This window comes from Pseudalkalibacillus decolorationis, from assembly GCF_024609785.1.
Taxonomy (GTDB): Bacteria; Bacillota; Bacilli; order Bacillales; family Fictibacillaceae; genus Pseudalkalibacillus; species Pseudalkalibacillus decolorationis.
The window spans coordinates 117,243-140,775 of the sequence record NZ_JANHJQ010000008.1 but is presented as its reverse complement, the minus strand read 5'-3'; the positions used below and the strand labels follow the sequence as shown (position 1 = coordinate 140,775).

The following is a 23,533-nucleotide window of genomic DNA, read 5'->3' as shown; positions in this document are numbered from 1 at the left end:
CCCCGCTTTTAAGTCACGAAATTAAGTACGTATTTTACGTGTGAATAGGTAGAATAACAGGAGATTTTAACAGTTTATCGAATTGAAACAGTAGAGATTTCTTTTATGAAATGTGACGGAGTATCATAAAAATAGAAAGTCTTTTATAAATAGCGTATTGGAGTGATAGCTTATCAATTATACATTTGTGGATTCAGTGAATGGTGTAGAATATGTGCCTAATACATACCAATGGAGACCAGAGCAAGGGATCTTTAATATAAAGCCCTATCCTATTGCCTTTCCAAAGGATCAGATTAAAAACCGTGAAGCGACAATGTGGAGGTATAAAGAAGCTTTACCTTTTCAAGATTCTGAGGTGTATTCTTCGATCACTCTTGGAGAAGGACTAACCCCACTCGTGCGCCTGGATCATCGAGAACCTAACATTTTAGTGAAAATGGATTATCTGATGCCGACGGGTTCTTTTAAAGACAGAGGTGCAGCGGTTTTGATAGCCAAAGCCAAGGAAATGGGTGTTTCAACGGTTGTAGCGGATAGTAGCGGAAATGCTGGGACTTCAATTGCGGGATATTGTGCTCGAGCGAAAATCGGTTGTCACATTTATGTACCAGAGTCAACTTCGGAGAGAAAACTTTCTCAAATTAAAGCTCATGGTGCGGAAGTCCATAAGATTTCGGGAACACGCGAAGAAACAGCTCAAGCAGCTAAAGAGGCAGTTGAAAGTAAGGGACTATTTTACGCGAGCCATGTTTATAATCCTTTCTTTTATGAAGGAACAAAAACCTTTGCATTTGAAATTTGGGAGCAGTTGAATTTTACTGTTCCAGATTCTTTGATTCTACCAGTCGGTAACGGAACCCTTCTGTTAGGTGCCTTTATTGGTTTTAAAAACTTGAAGGATGCTGGCGTAATAAGTAAGCTTCCAAGGATCATTGGTGTTCAAGCCGAACCATGCGCACCGATTACGAGAGCATATCATTGTCAAGCTCGTATGGAACCTATCACAAATATCGGGACACAAGCTGAAGGCATTGCGATTGCAAATCCAGCTAGGGGTGAACAAGTTCTTTCGGCTATTAAAGAAACCAATGGGACAATCATTACTGCACCTGAAGCAAACATCGAAAGCGCCAGAAGGGAACTTGCACAAAAAGGATTTTATGTAGAACCTACTACCGCCGCCACATACGCCGCTTACAAAGAACATCAATCCAAAGTTGTAAAAGAGAACGAAGTAGTAATCATGTCCTTATGTGGATCCGGATTAAAGAAATAATAAAGAACTGGAACATTATACTATTAAAAATGAGGGAAGCTTGATGACAGTTCAACTGAAAGCCGTGACGAGAGAAAATTGGGAAGAGGCTTTAACTTTGAGGGTCAAGGAAGAACAAAAAGACTTCGTACCATCTGTAGCTGTATCGATTGCTAAAGTATACATAAAGCCCGATGGTGAAAATGTATCGTATCTGCCCTTCGCCATTTATGATGATCAAGAAATGGTCGGTTTTATAATGCATGCTTATGTGGAAGATACAACAGACATGTACTGGATCAACGGTTTCATTATTGATGAGAGCCACCAAGGGAAGGCATATGGTAAAGCAGCAATAACAGAAATGATTCATTGGATTGTCCAGAGGTCTCCCCAATGCGAAAAAATTCAGCTTACTGTTCTGAAAAACAATGAGATAGCTTGTAAATTGTATGAGAGTGTTGGTTTTCAACCTACAGGGGATGCATTTGGAGGAGAAGATGTATGGAGTCTGTCTGTAAAAATATGATATTCTGATAAAGGAGGAATATTTTGGAGGTGATGGAATGTCCGTAAGATATTTGACTCAAATGGGGCTGGCTGTACTGCTCCTATTTCTATCAACATTCGGTGCATGGTATGAAGGAAGTGAGCTTTTAGGTGATCCGTGGGAATGGAAGTATTCAACCCCTTTTTCCAAAATGGTAAATGGAGAAGTGAACGGCACAAGTGACATCACAGAGCTTGATTTCTTCGTGTATTCGGCAAAATTCAATCCTGTTTTTCCAGTTTTAATGGTCATCAGTTTGGTATATTTAACCTTCCTGTCTGGATACAAATTGTTAAGGAGCAACCATATAAAGCTTTCTGTTTTTTGTTCAGGACTAGGGATACTGCTATTGATCGTAAGCGGCTTGATATCGAATTCACCGACAAATGGTGGTAAAGCCCTGACGACGACATTTATTGTGTGTGGTATTTTGAGTTTTACATTTGCCTCATCATTCTACTTTAGAATGTTTAAACGCCAGGGCAAGGAAGTGTATTAGAAGATTTGAAACAACCAAGACAGTGCATTTAAAGAAAACTTGTCTAGAGCCAAGCCTTGCGCAGGCGATCGGCAAAGTTGCACGTATACTTGGAACTTAAACTTTTCCACAACATCTAAGCAAAATAAATCAAGCATCGACTGAGAAGGATGAGCAACTGATTATGGCAAAGGCAACAGGTAATTTTAAAAGAGGGGATGAGCGGGTTAATTCTAAGAAAAAGTAGCCCGTGAAAAAAATAGAAATGGGGAAAAGATATGGAAAAAAAACAACTTTCCTTTCGAATCGCAACGGAAAAGGATCTTGATAAAATTGTACATATGCTTTCTGATGATGACTTAGGAAGCAAGAGGGAGCGGTATGAATACCCGCTTCCAGACAGCTATCATTCTGCTTTTCATGCGATTGCCTCTGATCCAAATATTGAATTGATTGTAGCTTGTAAAGATGAAGAAGTAGTAGGCGTTCAACAGGTGACATTCACTCCCCATATTACGTATCAAGGTGGCTGGAGAGCTACCGTCGAAGGAGTTCGGACTAATTCTTCTATACGTGGGGAAGGTGTAGGCAGCGAACTGATCCGATGGGCGATCAACCGTGCCGAAGAACGGGGGTGTCATCTCATTCAACTGACAACAGATAAAAAGCGTCATGACTCCATCCGATTTTATGAACGTTTAGGCTTTACTGCTTCACATGAAGGAATGAAAATGCATCTATAGTGAATCTCTCGGAGGTTTTAATGGATTATGTTAAGGAACTTAGGAAACTAGTCGGACACAGACCTTTGATTCTGACTGGTTCAGTCGTTTTGATTTTGAACGAACAAAACGAGTTGTTATTGCAGCATCGAACGGATGGAGACTGGGGCTTGCCAGGAGGATTGATGGAATTAGGGGAAAGCTTGGAGGATACAGCGAAAAGAGAGGTGAAGGAAGAGACCGGTCTTGAAATTGGGGAATTGCGATTACTAAGTGTATTTTCCGGACCAGAATATTATTTCAAGGTTTCAAATGGGGATGAACTTTTCTCTGTAACAGCTGTATATGTTACAAGCGATGTTGAAAGAAGCATCACAATCGATAAAACTGAATCATTAGCGCTTAAATACTTTAGCACCGATCATCTGCCCGAAGGAATTTCCGAAGAGTATCGTAGTTACATAGAGCCATATCTTAATGAATTGAAAAGGTAATTTAAATGGAGGAGATAACATGGGTTTTGATTGGGGTTCCTGTCCTCTATCTATACGAAGCTTTGTAAATGATATCGTGAAGGATTTGGAAGGGATGTTGGCTGAGGATATGGTTGGGGTGTATCTTCACGGGTCTCTCGCAATCGGCGGTTTTAACCCAAAGAGCAGTGATATCGACTTGTTAGCTGTGACGTCTTCACCATTGTCGAAGGACAGTAAACACCAATTGGCTCAGCACTTTCTGGAGATCTCGAAGCACCCATATCCAATCGAAATTAGTATTCTATCAATAGATCAATTACGTAACTGGAACCATCCTAGTCCGTTTGAATTCCATTACAGTGAGTTTTGGCGGGACTGTTTAGAGTCAGACTTCGAAGTAGTTAATGACCAATTAAACAGTCAAGATAAGAAAGACCCTGATTTAGCTGCTCATCTTACAATAACAAGAGAGCGGGGGATTTGTTTACACGGAAAGCCGATTAAAGAAGTACTCCCCTCGGTCCCACGTGCTGACTATATCGACTCGATCATGGAGGACTATCAGGATTGTCTCGAATCGATCGAACAGAAACCGATCTATAGTATTCTTAATATTTTGAGAGTCTACTGGTTTGTAAAAGAAGGAGTCATTTCCTCCAAAGAAGAAACAGGCACATGGGGATTGAACTATCTGCCAAAGGAGTTTCATAGAACGATCCGAAAAGCTTTAGAAGGTTATAGAAGTGAAAAGCTAGCTGAGGACTTTAACCGTAAAGAGCTTTTGCTATTCCGAGACTATTTTGTACATAACGATAACTTCAAGAAGAAGGTGCTTCCATAGTGAAAAAGCTTGAAATAGAAACGCCGAGGCTAATCATAAAGCCATTAGAAACAGAAGACTATCAAAATTGGTTGACCCAGCATGAAAATAGACTACCATCACAATATAAGTATGATAATGGTAAAAGTGACATGAGTGAATGTACAGAGCAATGGTTTATCGCCATGGTAGAAAATCATCAGCAATCGGCTTTAAGTGATAGAGACTACATTTTCGGTGTTTTCCATAAAAAAGATGGCGATCATCTGGGATCTGTCGATATTTCTACGCTGATAAGATATGATTTTCAATGGGGAAGGATCGGTTATACGATCCACAATCAATTTTGGAGGCAGGGGTATGGTAAAGAGTCCCTAAATGGGGCACTTGAATTAGCGTTTCGACAGTTGAACTTTCACCGGATCGAAGCTCATATCAATGTTGATAACATCGCATCAATCAACCTAGCAGAAAGTGTTGGTATGAAGTACGAATGTACCAGAAAAGGATTCATTTACGAGTTCGGTGAATGGACAGATAACCTGGTCTACTATATAAATAATGGTGGATGACTTAACATGGCGTTTACTCGTATTGAGGAGAAGCGCCTTATTTAATATCTGAAAACTTTGCCTCATCCAATTCTTTTACGGTTAGCATGGCCATAAAGGCTTAGTGACAGGGTAGCTGCTCTAGACCGCAAAGTATTGTTTTCATCCTCTAGTCAATAGATTACACTCAAATTAGTAACTATTTTAAGATTAGGGGAAGAGAATTTATGAAACGAAATTGGAATGAAGTTGAGCTTCTAGAACATTTTGCCGTAGTACCAATTGAAAGAAAGCTGATTGGAAATAAAACAGGGGCAAGCCGTTTAGGATTTACAGTGTTATTAAAGTATTTTCAACAAGAGGCTAGATTTCCTGCAAAAAAACAGGATATTCCCAAAGTGGTCGTTGAATTTATTGCACATCAATTGGAATTATCTCCAACGCTCTTTGAGGAATATCGTTGGGGCACAGATGAAAGAAACTTTACGTATCATCGAAAACAAATTAGGGAATTCTTCGGTTTTCGAGAACTTACGGCAAAAGACAACGATCTTTTGACAGAGTGGTTAAACGAACAAGTTCAGTTTACACATGATACCGACTATTTAAAAAATCAGGCATATAGCCTATTTCGCAAGTGGAAAATCGAACCTCCCACAATTGGAAGTTTGAAGAGAATAATCGATTCTGCCATAGACACTTTTGAGAAAAAATTGTATAAATCGACTTATCAGCAGCTGTCTCCTAGGACTTGTTCTCGACTAGATGTATTACTGGAATCTCATGCTGATGAGGAATCGGAAGAAGGTTTTGAAGAAGAACTTCATGAGGAAATGGAATCCGATATTTTAACTTTTCGTCAGCTTTTATCTTCTCCTCATAAACCAAGTGTAAGCACCATGGAAACGGAAGTTAAAAAACTGTTAGCGATTAGGCATCTACACATTCCTCTAAGATTATTTCATCATTTGCCTCCGAAATTAGTTAAGAAATATCTCCTTCGTGCAGCTACGGAGACCGTAACGGAATTGCGTGCACACCCGGCACCCATTCGCTATACCCTACTTGCCATCTTATTTTCACATCGTCATAGAGAAGTCATTGATTACTTAGCTGATTTATTGGATGAAATTACGCTTAAGTTCGGAAATAAAGCCAAGAATACAACTCGAAAGGAAGCAGTAGAAGAATTAGAAAAAGTCCAAGGGAAAAATAAACATATTGTCAGTTTATTAAAAGCGACCGTAGATCACCCAGAAGGAGTCATTCAAGATACTCTATTTCCTATTGTTGGCTCTGATATGATTCGAGATATTATTAAGGACATGACAAACAATAACCGGGATTACAAAGAAAAAATATATACGAAAATGTACTCTTCTTATCAGGGACATTATCGGAAGTCCCTTTCTAAAATTTTAAAAAACCTTACTTTTCGCTCAAATAATCAATTTCATCAGCCGATTATTGAAGCCATCCAACTCATTCGAGAATATGAAGAAAGTGGGCAACGTTATTTTGCCGCTGGAGATGAAGTTCCTATTGAAGGCGTAATTCAGCCGAAATGGAAAGACGTCATTATCGAAACAGACAGCAAAGGGATAGAAAGAGTAAATCGAATCAATTATGAAATTGGTGTGATACAATCGCTTCGCACTCGACTTCGTTGTAAAGAAATTTGGATTGAGGGCGCTGATCGATTTCGAAACCCTGATGAAGATCTCCCTCAAGATTTTGAAGAGCACAAGGAAGAATATTTTCAAGCACTGAAGGCATCTCTTGATGTAGAGCCTTTTATCGAAGATATTATACAGTTGATGAAAGATAAACTTCATTTACTGAATCAAGGGTTAGAGGATCAAAGTAATGAAAAAGTGGCGATTACTACTAGAAATAACAAGGGATGGATTCGAGTCACTCCACTTGAAAAACAACCCGAACCCCAACATGTTACGGGGATTAAACAGGAGATTAAGAACCGTTGGTCCGATATTAACCTATTGGATTTACTAAAAGAAACAGATTTTCACACGGAGTTTACCAAAAACTTTAAAACCACAGCTGATCGAGAGATTTTAGATCGAGAAACTACCCAACGACGGCTCATTCTAAGTTTATTTGGATTAGGAACGAATACAGGTTTGAAAACTGTTTCTGCTGGAAACCACCTAGATAGTTATCGAGAACTTCGGTATATCCGTCAAAAATTTATTCATAAAGATCATTTACGAAAAGCCAATGCTGAGGTTACCAACCATATCATCTACAATCGAATGAAAGAAGTATGGGGAGAAGCTACCACTGCATGTGCTTCCGATTCAAAACATTTTGGATCGTGGGATCAGAATCTGCTTTCCGAATGGCATCCTCGTTATAAGAGACATGGAGTTATGATCTATTGGCATACAGATCGAAAGTCAGCTTGTATTTATTCTCAGCTAAAGTCCTGCCTTTCTTCGGAAGTGGCAGCTATGATGGAAGGGGTTCTTCGTCACTGTACAGACATGGAAGTAGACCGTAATTATGTCGACACGCATGGACAAAGTGTCGTTGCTTTTGCTTTTTGTCATTTACTTGGTTTTAAACTGATGCCACGCTTTAAAAATATCGGTTCTCAAAAGTTATATCGTCCAGAAGCCGGAATGAATGAGGAATATCCTCACTTGCAACCGGTCTTAAGTAGACCGATTAACTGGGATCTTATTCGACAACAGTATGAACAAATCATTAAGTATGCAACTGCTCTACGGTTGGGCACTGCTTCTGCCGAATCCATATTAAAGCGATTTACAAGGGATACAAAACATCCAACCTACCAGGCTTTATGTGAATTAGGGAAAGCGATTAAAACGATCTTTTTATGTGATTATTTACACTATGAAGAGATTCGTAGAGAAATCCATGAAGGATTAAATACAGTGGAACAGTGGAACTCGGTGAATACCTATATTTTTTATGGGAAAAACAGTGAAATTCGTTCCAATTCTATAGAAGATCAAGAAGTGTCTGTCTTATCACTTCAATTGTTGCAAAATTGCTTAGTCTATATGAATACCTTAATGGTCCAAGAAATCCTTTATGACAACAACCAATATTGGTTGAAAAAAATGACTCCCGAAGATTTCAGGGGATTAACACCTTTGTTTTATCATCATGTCAATCCATACGGAACTTTCGAACTCGATATGGATCTGCGAATTCCTATTAAGTTAAAAGTTTCATAGTTTTCATCGTTTTGATCGGTGATAATACCAGCTAATCTTCCGTCAAGATATTAGCTGGTTTTTCATAATGGGGTCCCACCAACAACTGCGTTTTGTTAGTAGGACCCCATAATGAACTAGAGCGCAATTCTTATGCAAGAAAAGCGCCCTTTAATTGAACAATGCAGTTGGAGTTTAAGGGTCAAAAGAAAAACCCTATATTAATAAAGGGTTTTATCAAACTTTGTTTTAAATTATCGAACTTTATTTTAAAATCAACATTTTTATGGGTAATTCATCTCCGTGGTTCTGTGTAATCAACTTCAGTTGGACTCATCTCGAAGGGCTCGACGGCGTTCGTGTAGCACCAGCAGGATAATCATCCCCATTATTACACCTAAGACGATGCCGGTCTGTGTGGTCAACAACCATGCCAATGGGTACTCTGGGGAGGGTGGAGCATCGAGTCGAACTGAAGATAAGGCAGAATAGAGGTTGTTGGAGAACAACGCTCCCGATGAAATCCATGCCGCTGCCATAGGTGGTAGAAACCACCTCGACCCACGGCGGGATGCTACCACCAATATGCCCCACGCACCTGCAAAGGACCACACGCCTATACTCAATGACAACAGGTGCCACCACACATCACGTTCACCCATGGTTGCCGGGTCGATGCCGAAAGAGCCGCCAACCGCCCAAAACACCTTGATGACACCGAGCAGAATGCAGCCGGTAGCGACAATCCTAGCCAAGATGATCTGCAGTTGTCGAGTATTGCCCGGCAACTCCTTGTAGTTGGTTGTGCCACTCAGTGCCTCTGGCCAACGTGCCTTTGCATACCCCGCCAATGAAAGCGGCAGGAAGATGCCGATCCCGAAAAGTGAGATCATGACGAAGATCTGCTCGTATACCCAGAAGTCGGCGGCACCTGCCTCTTGATCCCGGATCATAGCTGCAGGGCCCAGGACCGGTGCAATCAACAGCATGGGAAGGAGCAAACCGGTACCAACCCAAATGGGTAGAGCAACCAACCACGCAGGTAGCCGCTCCCCCCACGGCTTGCAGAACGCCATTGCAAGAAGGATACTAATCGCAGCGAGAACGGCGGTTACTGCGTTTATAATGCGCCAGCTGGCGTCACCCATTTGCTCGGTTGGAAGGAAGAGACCGAAAGTCCATACGATTTTGATCAGCAGGTAAGGTGTTACTGCTATTGCGGCACCATAACCGCAGATTCTACGCAACCTCATCAATCTAGAGGCCTGCCTCTCTGCACTAATAGTCATCTTCTCATCTCCTCTACAAGTTCTAACTCACTTTGTTTCATAATTATTTTTTCACTCCTATCCTAATGCCTTTAACGCTTTTAAACCTTTCTTGTACAACTTTCAAGTACTTATATTTCCAAGACTCATATTAGTGCCTTCCTTACCTAACATAGTTACTCTAGATTATCGAATAAAATATCATAACTCTAAATTAACTTTGATTTCCCTTTGAGTAATCCCTTCCTTAATTCCATTAAATGGCCCGATTGCCGAATAACCTATTACCATGCTAATACACGCCATTACCAAAAACCAGTATTTTTGTAACGAATGATTACTGCTTCATCTTGCTTAATCATGTTCCAATCTGAATAGGTTGATCCTTCTTTACTATGAACCAATGCATCTAATCTTTCTTTCTCTTTGTTGCTTAGGGAATCTGACACAAATTGATATAAGGTACGATAGGCCACTGCATGAATATGATCCACTGCTTGTATCAGAGTGCTAAATGCAGGTAACTCATAACTATGTTTTACTAATTCGTCAATGGCAACATTGATGATATCGCTCTTTGCATCTTTCTCCGATACCGAGTTTTCCATTGCTGTTATCATTACCTGACGAGCTTGTTCATCAAACACTTTTACCTTTCGATACTCACGGATCATTGCAATTTGACGAATACCAGTACCAGAACGGTGATAAGATTCCCATGTTTCTGAATCAGGAAGGTCGAGTTTAGATACTTTCGCTATATGTTGGATAATGACTTGCGGAATATCCGATATAGGGACAAAATAGTTAAGACATTGGAATGTTTTCAACATAATTATAAGTCCCAATTGAGAAAATGAATTTCGAGCTTTTGTTTTGGCCCAGGTAATCTCTTCTAATGTAGGGGAAAATAGCTTATCTAAATCTTTCAATGTCGGGCTGCTTTTTAACCTAGGATAAGCTGTTTCCTGAATACTAGGCATAGGATATCTCCTTTATGTTAATCAAATAATTTCATAGTGCATTTTTTACCCAAAAACTTTTTCAACTGCTTGTTCTAGGTCTTTCATTGAAGGGGCTGCATATCTTCGAGTTACGTTTACATCATTATGTCCCATTAATTCAGCAACTGTAGCAATATCTACACCAGAGGAAACAAGTTCCCTTCCATAAGTATGACGTAGCATATGTGCATGAAATCCTAACTTTTCAAAGATCCTTTGAACTGCCCGAACGGAGATCCGTTTTTTAAAGTTAGAGAGAAATAGTGCCGGATTATCGTCCTCACGATTTTCTAAGTATCGACGAAGATGGTACCGTGCTTCGGATGGTAACGGCACGGTACGGGCAATTCCACCTTTCCCATCACGTACCACCACATTGCCAGATCGCTCGCTCATATGCACATCATCTCGGTTTACAGCCGTTAATTCAGAAACACGTAAACCGGTATAAAGTAGAAAATAAGCAATTGCAATTGAACGAAAGTTGCCAGATCGCTCTAGTTCACGGAACATACGGTTGCGATCACTCCGAGGTAACGACTTAGGAGAAATATGTCTGGTATGGCGAATCTCGGGACGCTGGATGTTTTCGACCAAATGAGATTGCCCAAGGTACCGGGCATAGGCTACAATAGCACTAAATTTCGGAGTTAGAGTGGTTGCTTTATTCCCAATGTCTTGCAAATGTTTAATATATTGCTGGACATCATAACGGGTTAGTTGTTCAAGATCACTGCCTTCAGATTGTAGCCATTTATGAAAATTATTAATATGTCTTACATAATCCTCAATCGTTTTCTCCCTTTTTCCATTTTCAATAAGAAAGTTTTTAAAGCAATCGAGTTCTACGTCACTTTTTTTCACTGTTAACGACCCTCTTTTTTTAATTTATGAGTCTATTATAATGAAAAAGTGACGCAGAAGACTAATTATGTGACATTTTTAAATCGGATAAATGAGTGTACGTTTCATTTGTCCCATTAACAGATCTTAAGCTAGATCTACCAATTAATTAAATCATTTAAGAACTAGCAAAACAGAAATAAAAGTCCTTAAACCGAGTATTTTCGGAAAAGGACTTTTAAGAACCGTTACCTTTCAATGTTGTAAAGAATGAATGGCATTAGAAGTATCGCCAACTAAGGAAATCAACCTAGACCATGAAATATTACGCCCAGTAACCACAACGGCTACTTTACGGCCATTTAATTCCTCACCACATTGCTTTAACGCAGCAATTCCTGCAGCTCCAGAAGGTTCAACGATGTACTGAGAATCTAGCATTATTTTTATTGCATCAATAATATCCTCTTCAGTCACTGTTAAAATTCGATCAATATGTTTTTGGATGATTGGAAAAGTAATAGTTTCAGGATCAATCGGTCCACTTAACCCTTCAGCTATCGATGGCTTTAAATCAACTGGGGTTACCTTTCCATTTTGATACCACACAGCTAAAGAAGGGCTGTTTTTAGTTTGAATACCCCAGACTTCAATTTTCGGATTTACGCATTTTAGAGCCAAACACATACCAGAGGTGAGTCCTCCACCACCCATACACGTAATAACTGTATCAACGTCAGATAAATCATCTAAAATTTCTAATCCAACAGTTCCACCTGCTGAAATTACTGTTTGATCATTGTACGCAGAAAGAAAGATATATCCTTCTTCTTTAGCAGCTTTTAATGCGGATAATCTAGCATCCTCAATAGAATCAAAGAATTTTAACAAGGCTCCATATCTCTCTAATGATTGAATCTTACCTGGATCTGCGTCCATCGGTAAATAAACATGAGCTGGGACATTTAACCTTTTAGCTGCGTATGCTAAACCTATTCCATGATTACCGGCTGAAGGAGCTATAACACCACGGTTACGTTCTATTTCATCTAAAGTTAAAAGTCGATTTAAAGATCCCCGAGGTTTGAAACTTCCGGTAACCTGGAGGTTCTCCAATTTTAAATAAATATCAGATTTATATAAACGACTCAATTCCTCGCTATACTCTAATGGCGTATGACGTATATGAGGTCGAATCCGTTTATGAGTTTGAATAATCTCCTGTAAGGTAATATTGCTTTGATTCAAAAGATCAACTCCTTTTTATTTTAATACGTTTAATTAGGATTTTACATTTTAACCTAGTTGTTGGATAATACATGTTAGTCATAACATTATAACTTTTAGTTATAAGGAAGGTTGATCAGATTGAATCTTCAACAAATGAATTATGTCAAGAAAGTTGCCGAAACAAAAAGTATTAATAAAGCTTCAAAAGCCCTACATATCTCTCAACCGGCCTTAACAAAGCAACTAAAGTTATTAGAGGATGAACTAGAAACTAGATTATTTGAAAGAAATAAAAATGGTTGCATTTTAACGAAAGAGGGAGAACTTTTTCTTAATGAAGCTGAAATCATACTAAATCAAGTACAATCTTTAAAACAACAATTCATAAAAAAAAGTGAGAAGAAAGTTATTAATATGGGGGCGTTACCAAGCATTGCTACGCATTTTTTGCCTGCCATTGTTCAAAAACTGAATAATTTTGGCTATAAAATCAATATTCACGTCACAGATACCAGTAATCAAATCCAGAGCTTATTATCTGAAAGGAAAATTGATGTTGGATTTGGACAAGACTTAGAAGAAAGGGACTATGTATATTCAATTTTGATTGAACCATATTATGTAATTGTTCCTAATTCCAGTCCTTTAACAAAGGCTCAATCAATCTCACTAAATGAATTAACCAATCAAAATATGATTTTACCTACACTTCCTTGTGATCTCCGGAAATCGCTTGATGATTATTTAAATCAACAAAACATTATTATAGAAAATATCATGGAAGTTGGTCAAAATGATTCGATTTTATCACTTGTTAAAAACGACGTTGGTTTGACGATCCTTCCTGAGATGACCATTAATACCTTAGATAAAAGTGTAAAAGCTATGCCACTTAAAAATAAGGAATTTAATAGAAAGATCTCTTTATTAACTTACTCTAAAAAATTACATGACTTAATCAAAGGAAGTTTTTATTGATAAATAGTTGGAGAAATAAATTTGCATCTAATGGCGTGTGGGACCCGGCAGGACCCCTATTTTTTGCCCGTATTTCCTATGGAACCCCTATAAAAGGCTTTTCTATGTGAGTGGATCAAAAAAGAAGGAATTCTTGCCGTACCCCTAAAGGAGGGATTGGAAGCAAGTAAAAGGCGTGGAAAAGAATTAGGTAGACCTAAATTAGATAAAGATAAGCTTGCTGTAGCGTTGCGGATGTACGACAGTAAAGAATATTCTATAAAGGAGATAGTCTCATCAACTGGAATATCTCAAGGCTCTTTATATAGGGCGGTCAATAGAAGAAAGCTTGAAGAAATAGAAAAATAAGGGGCATTCTTCTCCCGTCCGATTACTTTGCGGTCTAGAGCAAGAACCCTGTCACTAAGCCATAAAGCAGGCTCTTCCAGCTATTCTGTAACAAAAATGGACGTTAGGATAACTTGAGATAAACCTTTTAAATTTCTCCGATTCTCCGTTTTTCATCGTCACTTCAACGATACATTTAATCTTACGCCCAAGTTTTGCATAATCGATATCAAGTGTATACCTTCGTATAACTTCAAATGATTCCAACCTTTCGCCCGTTCGGTAACAGAAAAAAGGTCAATGAACTACGAAAATAATGCAAAAATGACCCAATCAATCTGAATTTTGGAACCAATAAATTAGCTTTATTAGATACATAGAATTGAATGAATTGAATTAGTTGGAACGCCGTATGAGATGAAAGCCTCATGTACGGTGTGAACAGGGGGAAAAGGGAGCGATAATTTCAAACCCTTACCTATCTGTATGAATTAGACTTTCAAGGGAAATTAGATATTTAACAAGGACTATTTGTGGTGAATGGGGAAATTAATAGCAACTGGGAGGTGGTAAGAATGAAGGTTAAACGAATTGTTGCCAATGTGGAAACACAGGATATTACCAAAGCAAGGTACTTCTACGAGGAAGTACTTGGACTTGATCAATTAATGAATCAGGAATTTATTGCAACCTACGGCTCGCATGAAAAAATGGACACTCAAATTAGTTTCCTTTCAGAAGGTGGCTCCGGGACACCGGTACCTGATTTGTCAATTGAAGTTGATGATCTTGATAACGCACTAGCTCGCATAAAAGAAGCAGGTATTCCAATTGAATATGGACCAGCCAAGGAGCCATGGGGTGTGCGGCGTTTTTACGTTAGAGATCCGTTCGGGAAACTTGTCAATATTTTAATCCATCTATAAATGAATGCGTTGACAGGCGTATTTCAAGATCTTACGCAAACGGGCGCAAATCTGGAATAAGTATTGCGCCCTTTCTTTTAAAGGATCAGATTGTGGAGTAACAGTGATGGAAATTTGAAATAATTGTTACTAAGCTAAAAGGGCAATATAGCAATGTAAAGACACACAACTGAGGATCATTCTAAGAAGCGGGGATTTATTAATTTATTGGTAAGATTTGAGCAGTTATGCCGTACAGCTTCTTGAAGCTCCATAAGTTGAACAGAAATAAGGGGGTATCGCTTATTAAGCAATCAATCGAGATACAAATGTTGCCTTGTAACGCGAGTACCAATATAGTGGACATGGAGCACATTAATAACATAGTTAACCGTGTGTACGCGGCATCTGAGGAAAGTTTTTGGATGCACGGGGCAGTCCGTACGACAGTGGCGGAAATGGCAGAGTTCACTAGCGGCGGTGAGATCGCTGTAGCTCGATCAATGGAGCAAATTGTTGGATGTGTCCGTGTTCGACGGATTGACCAAGAAACGGGAGAATTCGGAATGCTAGCTGTGGACGATGAACACCAAGGGACTGGTATTGGACGAGAGTTAATCCGCTTTGCTGAACAGAAGTGCCAAAAAGAACACCTTCATAAGATGCAACTTGAATTGTTAGTACCTCGGAAAGGTTCTCACCCAGCCAAAGTAATCTTGGAAAACTGGTATGCTCGTATCGGCTATCATCCGGTTCATACGGAAACCATTGATGTTTCGTTTCCAAAGTTGGTGCAGATGCTAGCTATCCCCTGCAAGTTTGTCGTTTTTCAAAAAAAATTAAGATAGCAGTAAGAACCTCGATATAAGGGTCTCGCCAATAATTTGACGGAATACCCACGCAATGAAACTTAAACAAACGGGCGCACTTCTTGAATAAGAAGGCGTCCTTTTGAATCGGTCCATATTTTTGAATAAGAAAATATAAAATTGATTTATAAAGCGATTCTGGTCTATTCCAAAATCGCTTTGATTGATTAAATAAAATTGTAAACTTTTCTCTTTGTCATTCGTCTTATAACCACAGGGGGTAGAAATGAATAGTTCAGATGATCTAAAGAGTTTAAATACGGAACTGAATTTTGTTTATCGTTATCTAAGGAAGTTGAAAATATCCCATGAAGATGCCGAAGATATTGTACAAGAAACAGCTTATAAATTTCTTCAGTATTATGATTCAATAAGAACCCCTAAAATTCGGAGTTGGTTAATCCGTGTGGCTATCAATTATCATCATGATCAGTATCGTAAAAATAATAGGATCATGCTTGACCTAAGAGAGGATCAATTAAAAACACTTTCAAAAGATTTACCAGAGGAAATCCTCTTGAGCAATGAACATTGGTCTGATATTGAATATATTTTATCTAAACTCAAACCAACATACAGGGAATTATTACTTCTTAAATACATATGGGAATTAAAGTACGATGAGATATCTGAAATTCTGGATATGAAAGTTAACACTATAAAAACTTCCTTATTTAGAGCAAGGAAGCAATTTGCAAAATTGTACAGGGAGGCAAACAGATGAGTGATCATAAAAACAATCATGAACCAGAGGAAAATAACAAAGAACTGGACTTTGTTACGGGCCCATCCTTTCAAAAAGTAATCAAAAAAGCGAAATGGAAACAAACCATTAAATTTTTTGCCATTGGCTCTTTAAGCACAATCATCGTACTGTATGCGCTTTTTTGTGGTGGGCAATATCTTCTTCAAAAGCGACTTGTTGATGATGACAAGCGGTTATTTAGTCAAATTAATGGGGCAAACGCTTATATGGATAGTGGGCGTTATGTGTACGGATTCTTAAATCTGAGTGTTGTAGAACATATTACCGTTAAAAAGACAATAGGTGAACGTGAAATCGTCTGGAACAAAAAAGAAGTAGAAATCCCTTTTATCGGGAGAAAAAATGTTATTGATAATGAATCGTTCACAGAGAGTATTGGCTTTAGTGAAAGGTTTAATCGGCAAGTACACTATAATAGCTTTACTGGTGAAAGAGAAGTTGACTTTTATTATCCTCAACTAGAATATGAGTATTTACCTAATGAGTTAGAAATTGCAACACAATCAGAAGATAGTATCTTGGCAGAAGTGGCATTGTCATTTGATAAACCATACACGCTTAAAGAAGTTCAAAATCTGATGGGATCCGAAAATATCAACTGGGTTTGGGTTAAAACGACTACAAAAGATGAGCTTGACGATATAAAATCTGATTCTTTTCTTAAAATAATGGATGGTCCGTCAGCTGATGGCTTTCAAGTACGGGGTGATGATTTAAACCAGGCAGCTGAGATGTTTCTAAGGAACATTAAACAATTAAGCAAGGAAGGGAAATACCAGTCTACGGCTCAAGAAATGGCTAACGAAATTAACCCGAAGGCGTTTCCGAAGATTGATGACCTTCGAATTTCGGGTGTGATTGTTTCCGGAACGCCTAAGGAATTGGAAAGATTTCAAGATTTAGAGATCATTCGAGCCTCAACAATTGGAGCAACTATTGATCTCTATTAGAAATATCGGAGTTAAAGTAAAAGAACGATTTGTAATTATTGTAAGAGCTTCTACAACGGATTTTTATTACTGTATGGTATTCAATTATCGGGCGCTTTCCTGTAAGAAGGATTGCGCTCTAATTGTATTTAAGGTCCAGATAGTTAAGAAGGATTTAGGTTAATGATAAAGAAATAAATTAGAATTATGTTTCCAGGGAGAGAGTGTAAAATGATTAAGGCAGTCATATTTAATTTAGATGGAACTTTGTTACATCGAGATGCTTCAGTACAGAAGTTATAGACAACCAGTACGACCGATTAAATAAATGGGTAGGTCATATACCAAAAGGAAAATATACTTCAAGGTTTATAGAGTTAGATTGCCGAGGGTATGTTTGGAAAGATAAAGTGTATCAACAATTGGTCAATGAATTTAATGTTACTGGGATTACTTGTAAAAGTTTATTTCAATACTACTTAGAACAATTTAAAAATAGTTGTGTCCCCTTTCCCAATCTCAACAGTATGTTAAAAGAGTTAAAAAGTAAGTTCATTCAACTATATTTTTAACCCCATCCTAAATTTAGAATGGGGTTATGCTTGTTTGAGCTTTAAAATTAAATAACTTTATTGTCACTTTACATTAGTGAAGTTTTCGAGAAAAATGAACTATTATTCCAAAAACTAATGGAACAAGTTAGGAGGACGTTAGCATGGGGGAATGGTTGTCTGTATTGCCAGGCTAAGGGAGGCCTGATCGGGATAGCTTTGATGAAAAAACATCACTCGCCGTAGCTTTTGCGGAAGTATGGTTAAAATCAAAGGGCAAATCTCTTAAGCCGCAAATCGAAGTTTTGAAGAGGATTTTCCGATTTAAGAAATTTAGTACGCTTTGTGCTTATATCACATTCACGTCAGCATCTCAGCATTTTGGTGCAATGCTGGGGCTGCAATCAGCGAATCCTAATGAATAATATGATCTTTGCAGAAAAAAGACAAATACTGAAGTAGGGCAAAAAGAAGCAATTTGCATCATTGTTGCAGTGAGGTGAAAGTTCGACTACATGGCCTATGTGCGCGAGGTCGCTTCGATTCTTCACCATCAAATACGAGTTATGGGGCAGACTCTCCGGTACTTGCAGTCTCAAGCACAAGGGGGACTAAGGTAATTATCTGCGGAAAGCTTGCCGCTTACTAAGACTTCTTAGTCCCACCTAAACAGGGCGCTTTCGCTCTTCTCAATTAATCATCAGGTGAATCCTTATTTTCCCATCGACTTAACTCAGTTGTCGAAAACAAATGAGATGATGATTTCTTATGAAAAAGGATATAGCATATGCTCTGCATTAATGATGATCAGAGTGATGTTTAACAAAGCGAACACGAAAGCCGGTGCAGTTTTTCCGATCGAGTCTTTGACCCTGAAATGTACGAGGCACGCTAGTAGCATCGTAATTCCAAGCCAGATGCCTGCCCATGCGACCGCCCCCGTATACCAGTAACCGATGATGAGTACTACAGCTCCAATTAATTGGACGAAGCCTGTGACGACACGAAACCATTGTGGTAGTTCAAGGTGCTTGAAAATGTCGACCCAATATTTCTCCCCTGCGATCTTTGCGACGCCAGAAAAAACAAAGTATAAGGTGAGCAAACTTTGAAGAACAATGGAAAGTACAGCCATTAAGATTTCCTCCCTTTATTTCACGTTAAGAAAGTATAAAAATACTTTCTATAGTATAAGCACAACTAAGGCGATCGCCTGCGCTAAAGCTTGGCGCTAGCCAAGTTTTCTTTATAAGTAACTTAAAATTCGTGTTAGAGTTCTGCTAACATCTTTTCAAGCTGGTCACCCATTCTCACCCAACCATATTTCGCTCCGTTATACGCTGGGCTCTCACTTTGGAACCCAGTTTGTTGGAGATGCAAATGGGTAGTGCCATCTACTTCATTCAGTTTCCATGTAACCGTAGTACTTTCTCCAGCGGTAACCCAAGTGTAAGATAACCTATTTGGCTCATCCACAACGAGCACTTCGGAATCGACAATTCCATTCCAGAACTTAGATGGCTCGGTCCAAAAATGAAATTTATGTCCGACGACCGGTTTAAAATCATTATCCATAACCCAATTCGCAAGCATATTTGAATTTGTTAACGCGTGCCATACCTTTTCAATCGAACTCGTAAATTGAAAATCCAGTGAAACTTCCGGTTTCATTTTTCTTCCTCCTGCAATAAATGATTTAAACGCGCTACTTTTTCTTTCCAGAATTTCGTGTAAAAAGATACCCAATCTTCAATCTCCCTGAGAGGTTCAGCATTCAAACGATACCGTGTTTCCCGTCCGACTTTTCGCTCCTTTACAAGATCGGCAGCCTTCAGGATTGCCAAATGCTTGGAAACTGCTGTACGACCCATTTGGAACTGCGCTGTTAACTCATGCAGGGGTAATTCTTCGGCCTCAGCCAATAATTGAATCAGCTTACGCCGCGTTGGATCGGCAACGGCATCATAAACATCCCTCAATTTCACCCTCCTCCTAATGTTTGTCATATAAAAGGACACTATTTGGTGTCTTTAATTATAATTTTATAATACGATACCAAATAGTGTCCCGTCAAGTATTTTTTTCCAAAAAAAATCGGCCAATGAAAACAGAAAAAAGACGCAAACTCTCGGGTTGCGTCTTTTTTAAATGAGTTAAAGTTTAGAGTATGGATGTACAGTCCAGCTTCAGCACCCAACCACTCGGATCACTTCAGTTCGACTGCCCCTCGTTGCAAGTGACCTTGTTGGCTAAGCAAGGCGTTTCTGCTTTTCCCAATTAATCATCAAGCAAATCTTTATTTTTCTGGTAGGATCTTTTAAGAGAAATATAGTTCCAGAAGTACATAAATACAGCTGCAAGGATAGAGGGTCCTAATAGATCAAGAAGTTCCTCCATGTCTGCTGGAATTCCTTTAAGGATGATGGAAGCAACAAGAAAGGTGATTAAAAACATAAGGCTCCGAAATAGAATCGTTTTCTTTTCTTTTTGATAACTGTTGTGACCCACGATATCCGTATATTCGATACCTGAAAACGTATATCTGACCAATACATAACCTGTGAGAAATACAAAGGAAAGCCCTGCTAACGTTCCTGTTTCTGAACTGCCATACAATTCCACATTCGTGATCAGCGCGTAAATGAACAGGGCGACTGCAAGAAGAACTGCAGATTCTGCCATAAAATATAGCATTTTCTTTTCTTTGTATTCATCATCAGGTAGTAAAAATGAAATCCATGACTTATCCATCGTTTTGATCCTCCCAAAATAATTCATCCAATGTCTTTTCTAACGTTTTTGCTATGGAGATACAGAGCTGCAGACTTGGGTTATATTGCCCTTTTTCGATCAACCCGATTGTCTGCCGTGTTACACCAACTTTTTTAGCTAGCTGTACTTGGGTCAATGACTTTCCTACCCTCGCGATTTTTATTCGATTATTCACATGTTCACCATCCATGTCAAAAATACATTGCATTATGCAATTTATATGTTACATATATTGTTTGTATCTGTCCATACTTTTTTAGGAAATTGAACCTTATCCCACGATTGAACGTCTTAAGGTAGAGATTCGAAAGGGATCGATCGAAAATCTTTTAAATAATAGACATAGGGGTATAGAGGAGTTGGGTTCATTGATAACCGTAACAAACTTACATCACTCTTTTTTTGTGGGAAAAAGGAGTAACAGGCAGGAAGTTCCAGTGTTACAAGACGTTAATTTAACAGTAGATAAAGGGGAAATTGTCGCAGTCATCGGGAGGAGTGGATCAGGCAAGTCCACTTTATTAAACCTGTTGAGTGGATACATTAAGCCTACTCAAGGTGAGGTTTTCATCGATGGTACCAACGTGACCAACTTTTCTGAAGCGGAATGGGCAGATTTCCGGCTAGATCATCTCGGATTTATTTTTCAAAGCTTTCAATTGATTCCGAGTATGACGGCTTTTGAAAATGTGGAGCTCCCGTTGATGATGAAAGGATTAGGGGAAAAAGAACGCAAGCAGAAAGTAATGGAGATGTTCGAAAAAGTAGATTTGCATGGGTTAGAGGGGAATTATCCATCTGAGCTTTCCGGCGGTCAGCAACAACGGGTCTCGATTGCACGAGCTTTAATTGTGAACCCACCGATCATTTTTGCAGATGAGCCAACAGGAAGCTTAGATACAGAAACAGAAACGGAATTATTGGGATTCATTAAGTACCTGAATGAGGTAGAAAACATAACCTTCGTGATCATTACACATGATGAAGAAGTCGCATCCATCGCAAACCGAACCATCCGCTTGGAGAACGGGTCGATAATAGAAAAGGATGGGGCTCTCGTATGAAGTGGAAAGACCGCTTGAAATTCATTCGTCAAAATATGAAAAAGAATCGATCCAGAGTATTTATGACCGTACTAGCTACAGCAATCGGATGTGGGTTCCTGATTGTGCTCGCTTCAGTAGGATTCGGGGCTCAAAAGTATATTTCAGGTCAAATTCTCCAGGACCGGACGATAACTGAAATTAGTATCCATGGAAAAGAGAACCCTTCAGAAGATGAACGCCCTGAAGTTACAGAAAAGGACATTAAAATTCTAGAAGACGTTGAAAATGTGAAGGCAGTATCGAGAAAACAACAGGTGATGAACGATACAATCATCAGATACGATGAGTTTATGGCTAATGTGCCAGCAAGTGTCGTTGATTACCCGTCAGAAATCAAATCAGGATTTAAATTGGAAAAAGGACGAATGCCCGAAGCAGAAAATGAAGTCATCATAGGCTTTCATGTAAAGGAATCACTGTACAAAGCGCCTAAAGATGGGGAGCCGATTGATGGGAAAGAACTGTATAATAATAAGGGCGAAGTAAAAGAAGAATACAGGATCGAGAAAGAACAAAGCTTGCTTGGAGAAGAAGTTCAGCTTCAGGTCAGTCAATGGATCGATGGGAAAGAGGAAACGAAATTAATTCCGCTTAAAATTGTCGGTATTGCAAAGGAACCTTCTAGAGATTGGATGAAAGACAATAACATCCTGATTTCCTCATCTACCCTTTCAAAAATTGAACAGTTCACTGGTACACCTTTGGGTCAGGCGATCAGCCCAGATATGTCAGAGGAACAGGTAAATGAGTTAAAAGAAGGCGGAGAAGTAAAAACTTTTTCAGAAGTAAAGGTCATTGCAAATAGCGTTGAAAATGTGAAATCCATTTCTAAAACACTGAAGGATAAAGGGTATTTTATATATTCCGTAACAGAAGAACTAGAACAAGTAAATCTAGTCTTTGCCCTTGTCAAATTCGGACTCGTCTTCATCGGGCTAATCGCTTTATTGATCGCATCAATCGGAATTTATAATACGATGTCGATGGCAGTCATTGAACGAACTCAGGACATAGGGATCATGAAAGCAATTGGTGGACATCCACGTATGATTCGTAATATCTTTCTGATGGAAAGTGCTTATATCGGTTTAATGGGAGCGATTGTCGGGGCGGTTGTCGCATATTTGGTCAGCTTTGGAATAAATTCTGCCCTCCCATTTGTGATTCAACAAGCATTCAATGAAACAATGGAACAGAAGATTGAATTGTCGTATATTCCTGCCTATTTGACAGCGTTTTGTGTCCTGCTTAGTATAGGAGTAGCTATGCTCTCGGGTCTTAAGCCAGCTAGAAGGGCCACAAGAATTGATGTATTACGAGCTTTAAGAAGAGACATCTAAAAGTGCGTGTTCGTAAAGGAGGACAAAAAGAGCCGTAATATCTGAAGTTCAACTAAATTCGTCACGTCCTGTGACAACGTTGAACTGACTCACATCGTGTGAGCCCGAGGCGTGAAAATCTCGAGGACCAGAACGACGAGCGGTACTTGCATAAATACTACGAGTTGTACCGAGGTAGCTTACTTCCAAGAATACACTTGTAGACGCAGGTACATATGGAACTTCGACTAACGACTTCACGTCCTGTGAAAACGTCGAAGTCAGCATAAGGAAAGCTACACTGAATAGTCGTCGCAGACACAAAAATGGCTTTAGATTTTTGTGTTGAGGTCCGTGTGCAAGTCCGGAGAGATCGAACACAAGAGTAACCTACGGAAGCGGTACCTCGCACGCAGGAAAAGTGTTCTCCTTTTTCAAGGAACGAAGAAATTCGACAGCTATTTTTACCGGACTTTTTGAACAACATCTAAAAGATACTATGTAAAATCGGGTTCTATAGATTTATCTCAATAAACGGACGTACTTCTGAAAAAAGAAGCTGCGTCTGTTTTCACTTTCCCCACACCAATCAAGGTTATTATGGAAGG

Annotated in this window: 25 protein-coding genes and 2 pseudogenes; 17 read left to right on the top strand and 10 right to left on the bottom strand. The window is 39.0% G+C overall.

Features of this window, described 5'->3' with window-relative positions; genetic code table 11:
- Nucleotides 1-214 precede the first annotated feature (214 nt).
- The 9 genes and pseudogenes from thrC to NON16_RS09690 all read left to right on the top strand — a co-directional run bounded on the left by thrC (nucleotide 215) and on the right by NON16_RS09690 (nucleotide 8,079).
- Nucleotides 215-1,279: a threonine synthase gene (thrC, locus tag NON16_RS09725; protein WP_257348733.1), complete on the top strand. Its 1,065-nt coding sequence runs from the start codon at nucleotides 215-217 to the stop codon at nucleotides 1,277-1,279.
- A 43-nt stretch (nucleotides 1,280-1,322) separates the two neighbouring features.
- Entirely contained in the window at nucleotides 1,323-1,787 is a 465-nt protein-coding gene (locus NON16_RS09720) for a GNAT family N-acetyltransferase (protein ID WP_257348732.1), read from the top strand.
- A 37-nt stretch (nucleotides 1,788-1,824) separates the two neighbouring features.
- Nucleotides 1,825-2,307: a YjdJ family protein gene (locus NON16_RS09715; RefSeq protein WP_257348731.1), complete on the top strand. Its 483-nt coding sequence runs from the start codon at nucleotides 1,825-1,827 to the stop codon at nucleotides 2,305-2,307.
- Nucleotides 2,308-2,422: 115 nt separating this feature from the next.
- A pseudogene (locus NON16_RS25460) lies at nucleotides 2,423-2,533 on the top strand (ABC transporter ATP-binding protein); the annotation flags it as partial.
- Between the two features lie 31 nt (nucleotides 2,534-2,564).
- The gene (locus tag NON16_RS09710) at nucleotides 2,565-3,029 is read left to right on the top strand and encodes a GNAT family N-acetyltransferase (protein ID WP_257348730.1); all 465 of its coding nucleotides are present in this window, start codon (nucleotides 2,565-2,567) and stop codon (nucleotides 3,027-3,029) included.
- Between the two features lie 20 nt (nucleotides 3,030-3,049).
- Complete coding sequence (locus tag NON16_RS09705) at nucleotides 3,050-3,502, top strand: NUDIX hydrolase (protein ID WP_257348729.1); 453 nt, start codon at nucleotides 3,050-3,052, stop codon at nucleotides 3,500-3,502.
- Nucleotides 3,503-3,521: 19 nt separating this feature from the next.
- Nucleotides 3,522-4,325, top strand: coding sequence for an aminoglycoside adenylyltransferase domain-containing protein (locus NON16_RS09700; protein WP_257348728.1), 804 nt, complete (start codon nucleotides 3,522-3,524; stop codon nucleotides 4,323-4,325).
- Nucleotides 4,325-4,876 (top strand): GNAT family N-acetyltransferase, encoded by a 552-nt coding sequence (locus NON16_RS09695; RefSeq protein WP_257348727.1) that lies wholly within the window; start codon nucleotides 4,325-4,327, stop codon nucleotides 4,874-4,876. The genes NON16_RS09700 and NON16_RS09695 overlap by 1 nt, the downstream gene beginning before the upstream one ends.
- A 206-nt stretch (nucleotides 4,877-5,082) precedes the next feature.
- Entirely contained in the window at nucleotides 5,083-8,079 is a 2,997-nt protein-coding gene (locus tag NON16_RS09690) for a Tn3 family transposase (RefSeq protein WP_257348726.1), read from the top strand.
- Nucleotides 8,080-8,381: 302 nt separating this feature from the next.
- On the opposite strand, the gene NON16_RS09685 is transcribed toward NON16_RS09690, so the two are convergent.
- The 4 genes from NON16_RS09685 to NON16_RS09670 form a co-directional block, all read right to left on the bottom strand.
- Nucleotides 8,382-9,347: a hypothetical protein gene (locus tag NON16_RS09685; protein WP_257348725.1), complete on the bottom strand. Its 966-nt coding sequence runs from the start codon at nucleotides 9,345-9,347 to the stop codon at nucleotides 8,382-8,384.
- A gap of 284 nt (nucleotides 9,348-9,631) precedes the next feature.
- The gene (locus tag NON16_RS09680; protein WP_257348724.1) at nucleotides 9,632-10,309 is read right to left on the bottom strand and encodes a DUF4158 domain-containing protein; all 678 of its coding nucleotides are present in this window, start codon (nucleotides 10,307-10,309) and stop codon (nucleotides 9,632-9,634) included.
- Between the two features lie 45 nt (nucleotides 10,310-10,354).
- Complete coding sequence (locus NON16_RS09675) at nucleotides 10,355-11,194, bottom strand: tyrosine-type recombinase/integrase (protein ID WP_257348723.1); 840 nt, start codon at nucleotides 11,192-11,194, stop codon at nucleotides 10,355-10,357.
- Nucleotides 11,195-11,428: 234 nt separating this feature from the next.
- The gene (locus NON16_RS09670; RefSeq protein ID WP_257348722.1) at nucleotides 11,429-12,421 is read right to left on the bottom strand and encodes a threonine ammonia-lyase; all 993 of its coding nucleotides are present in this window, start codon (nucleotides 12,419-12,421) and stop codon (nucleotides 11,429-11,431) included.
- Between the two features lie 120 nt (nucleotides 12,422-12,541).
- On the opposite strand from NON16_RS09670, the gene NON16_RS09665 reads away from it, so the two are divergent.
- A complete protein-coding gene (locus NON16_RS09665) occupies nucleotides 12,542-13,381 on the top strand; it encodes a LysR family transcriptional regulator (protein ID WP_257348721.1) in 840 nt (279 codons plus the stop codon).
- 141 nt (nucleotides 13,382-13,522) lie between these two features.
- Nucleotides 13,523-13,729: pseudogene (locus NON16_RS09660) on the top strand (helix-turn-helix domain-containing protein); the annotation flags it as partial.
- 54 nt (nucleotides 13,730-13,783) lie between these two features.
- On the opposite strand, the gene NON16_RS09655 reads toward NON16_RS09660, so the two are convergent.
- On the bottom strand, nucleotides 13,784-13,885 hold the full coding sequence (locus tag NON16_RS09655) for an Lrp/AsnC ligand binding domain-containing protein (protein WP_257348849.1): 102 nt from the start codon (nucleotides 13,883-13,885) through the stop codon (nucleotides 13,784-13,786).
- Between the two features lie 398 nt (nucleotides 13,886-14,283).
- On the opposite strand from NON16_RS09655, the gene NON16_RS09650 reads away from it, so the two are divergent.
- From NON16_RS09650 to NON16_RS09635, 4 genes are all read left to right on the top strand, one after another.
- Nucleotides 14,284-14,634, top strand: coding sequence for a VOC family protein (locus tag NON16_RS09650; protein WP_257348720.1), 351 nt, complete (start codon nucleotides 14,284-14,286; stop codon nucleotides 14,632-14,634).
- Between the two features lie 344 nt (nucleotides 14,635-14,978).
- A complete protein-coding gene (locus tag NON16_RS09645) occupies nucleotides 14,979-15,461 on the top strand; it encodes a GNAT family N-acetyltransferase (protein ID WP_257348848.1) in 483 nt (160 codons plus the stop codon).
- Between the two features lie 247 nt (nucleotides 15,462-15,708).
- Nucleotides 15,709-16,206 (top strand): RNA polymerase sigma factor, encoded by a 498-nt coding sequence (locus NON16_RS09640; protein WP_257348719.1) that lies wholly within the window; start codon nucleotides 15,709-15,711, stop codon nucleotides 16,204-16,206.
- A complete protein-coding gene (locus NON16_RS09635; protein ID WP_257348718.1) occupies nucleotides 16,203-17,198 on the top strand; it encodes an anti-sigma factor in 996 nt (331 codons plus the stop codon). The genes NON16_RS09640 and NON16_RS09635 overlap by 4 nt, the downstream gene beginning before the upstream one ends.
- Nucleotides 17,199-18,494: 1,296 nt before the next feature.
- On the opposite strand, the gene NON16_RS09625 is transcribed toward NON16_RS09635, so the two are convergent.
- The 5 genes from NON16_RS09625 to NON16_RS09605 all read right to left on the bottom strand — a co-directional run bounded on the left by NON16_RS09625 (nucleotide 18,495) and on the right by NON16_RS09605 (nucleotide 20,675).
- Nucleotides 18,495-18,863, bottom strand: coding sequence for a DoxX family protein (locus NON16_RS09625; RefSeq protein WP_257348717.1), 369 nt, complete (start codon nucleotides 18,861-18,863; stop codon nucleotides 18,495-18,497).
- A 134-nt stretch (nucleotides 18,864-18,997) separates the two neighbouring features.
- Nucleotides 18,998-19,399: an SRPBCC family protein gene (locus NON16_RS09620; RefSeq protein WP_257348716.1), complete on the bottom strand. Its 402-nt coding sequence runs from the start codon at nucleotides 19,397-19,399 to the stop codon at nucleotides 18,998-19,000.
- Nucleotides 19,396-19,734: an ArsR/SmtB family transcription factor gene (locus NON16_RS09615; RefSeq protein WP_257348715.1), complete on the bottom strand. Its 339-nt coding sequence runs from the start codon at nucleotides 19,732-19,734 to the stop codon at nucleotides 19,396-19,398. The genes NON16_RS09620 and NON16_RS09615 overlap by 4 nt, the downstream gene beginning before the upstream one ends.
- Nucleotides 19,735-20,005: 271 nt before the next feature.
- Complete coding sequence (locus NON16_RS09610; RefSeq protein WP_257348714.1) at nucleotides 20,006-20,479, bottom strand: DUF3278 domain-containing protein; 474 nt, start codon at nucleotides 20,477-20,479, stop codon at nucleotides 20,006-20,008.
- Nucleotides 20,472-20,675: a helix-turn-helix transcriptional regulator gene (locus tag NON16_RS09605; RefSeq protein ID WP_257348713.1), complete on the bottom strand. Its 204-nt coding sequence runs from the start codon at nucleotides 20,673-20,675 to the stop codon at nucleotides 20,472-20,474. Before NON16_RS09605 ends, NON16_RS09610 begins: the two co-directional genes overlap by 8 nt.
- A gap of 193 nt (nucleotides 20,676-20,868) precedes the next feature.
- Between NON16_RS09605 and NON16_RS09600 the strand changes: the two genes are divergently transcribed.
- Nucleotides 20,869-21,564, top strand: coding sequence for an ABC transporter ATP-binding protein (locus NON16_RS09600; RefSeq protein WP_257348712.1), 696 nt, complete (start codon nucleotides 20,869-20,871; stop codon nucleotides 21,562-21,564).
- Nucleotides 21,561-22,946, top strand: a complete 1,386-nt coding sequence (locus NON16_RS09595; protein ID WP_257348711.1) for an ABC transporter permease — start codon at nucleotides 21,561-21,563, stop codon at nucleotides 22,944-22,946. The genes NON16_RS09600 and NON16_RS09595 overlap by 4 nt, the downstream gene beginning before the upstream one ends.
- Nucleotides 22,947-23,533: the final 587 nt, after the last annotated feature.

Coding starts and splice junctions, on each gene's coding strand:
- NON16_RS09720 (WP_257348732.1), top strand. CDS start 1,323: ATGACAGTTCAACTGAAAGCCGTGACGAGAGAAAATTGGGAAGAGGCT.
- NON16_RS09715 (WP_257348731.1), top strand. CDS start 1,825: ATGTCCGTAAGATATTTGACTCAAATGGGGCTGGCTGTACTGCTCCTA.
- NON16_RS09710 (WP_257348730.1), top strand. CDS start 2,565: ATGGAAAAAAAACAACTTTCCTTTCGAATCGCAACGGAAAAGGATCTT.
- NON16_RS09705 (WP_257348729.1), top strand. CDS start 3,050: ATGGATTATGTTAAGGAACTTAGGAAACTAGTCGGACACAGACCTTTG.
- NON16_RS09700 (WP_257348728.1), top strand. CDS start 3,522: ATGGGTTTTGATTGGGGTTCCTGTCCTCTATCTATACGAAGCTTTGTA.
- NON16_RS09690 (WP_257348726.1), top strand. CDS start 5,083: ATGAAACGAAATTGGAATGAAGTTGAGCTTCTAGAACATTTTGCCGTA.
- NON16_RS09685 (WP_257348725.1), bottom strand. CDS start 9,347: ATGACTATTAGTGCAGAGAGGCAGGCCTCTAGATTGATGAGGTTGCGT.
- NON16_RS09680 (WP_257348724.1), bottom strand. CDS start 10,309: ATGCCTAGTATTCAGGAAACAGCTTATCCTAGGTTAAAAAGCAGCCCG.
- NON16_RS09655 (WP_257348849.1), bottom strand. CDS start 13,885: ATGAAAAACGGAGAATCGGAGAAATTTAAAAGGTTTATCTCAAGTTAT.
- NON16_RS09650 (WP_257348720.1), top strand. CDS start 14,284: ATGAAGGTTAAACGAATTGTTGCCAATGTGGAAACACAGGATATTACC.
- NON16_RS09645 (WP_257348848.1), top strand. CDS start 14,979: ATGGAGCACATTAATAACATAGTTAACCGTGTGTACGCGGCATCTGAG.
- NON16_RS09640 (WP_257348719.1), top strand. CDS start 15,709: ATGAATAGTTCAGATGATCTAAAGAGTTTAAATACGGAACTGAATTTT.
- NON16_RS09635 (WP_257348718.1), top strand. CDS start 16,203: ATGAGTGATCATAAAAACAATCATGAACCAGAGGAAAATAACAAAGAA.
- NON16_RS09625 (WP_257348717.1), bottom strand. CDS start 18,863: ATGGCTGTACTTTCCATTGTTCTTCAAAGTTTGCTCACCTTATACTTT.
- NON16_RS09620 (WP_257348716.1), bottom strand. CDS start 19,399: ATGAAACCGGAAGTTTCACTGGATTTTCAATTTACGAGTTCGATTGAA.
- NON16_RS09615 (WP_257348715.1), bottom strand. CDS start 19,734: ATGACAAACATTAGGAGGAGGGTGAAATTGAGGGATGTTTATGATGCC.
- NON16_RS09610 (WP_257348714.1), bottom strand. CDS start 20,479: ATGGATAAGTCATGGATTTCATTTTTACTACCTGATGATGAATACAAA.
- NON16_RS09595 (WP_257348711.1), top strand. CDS start 21,561: ATGAAGTGGAAAGACCGCTTGAAATTCATTCGTCAAAATATGAAAAAG.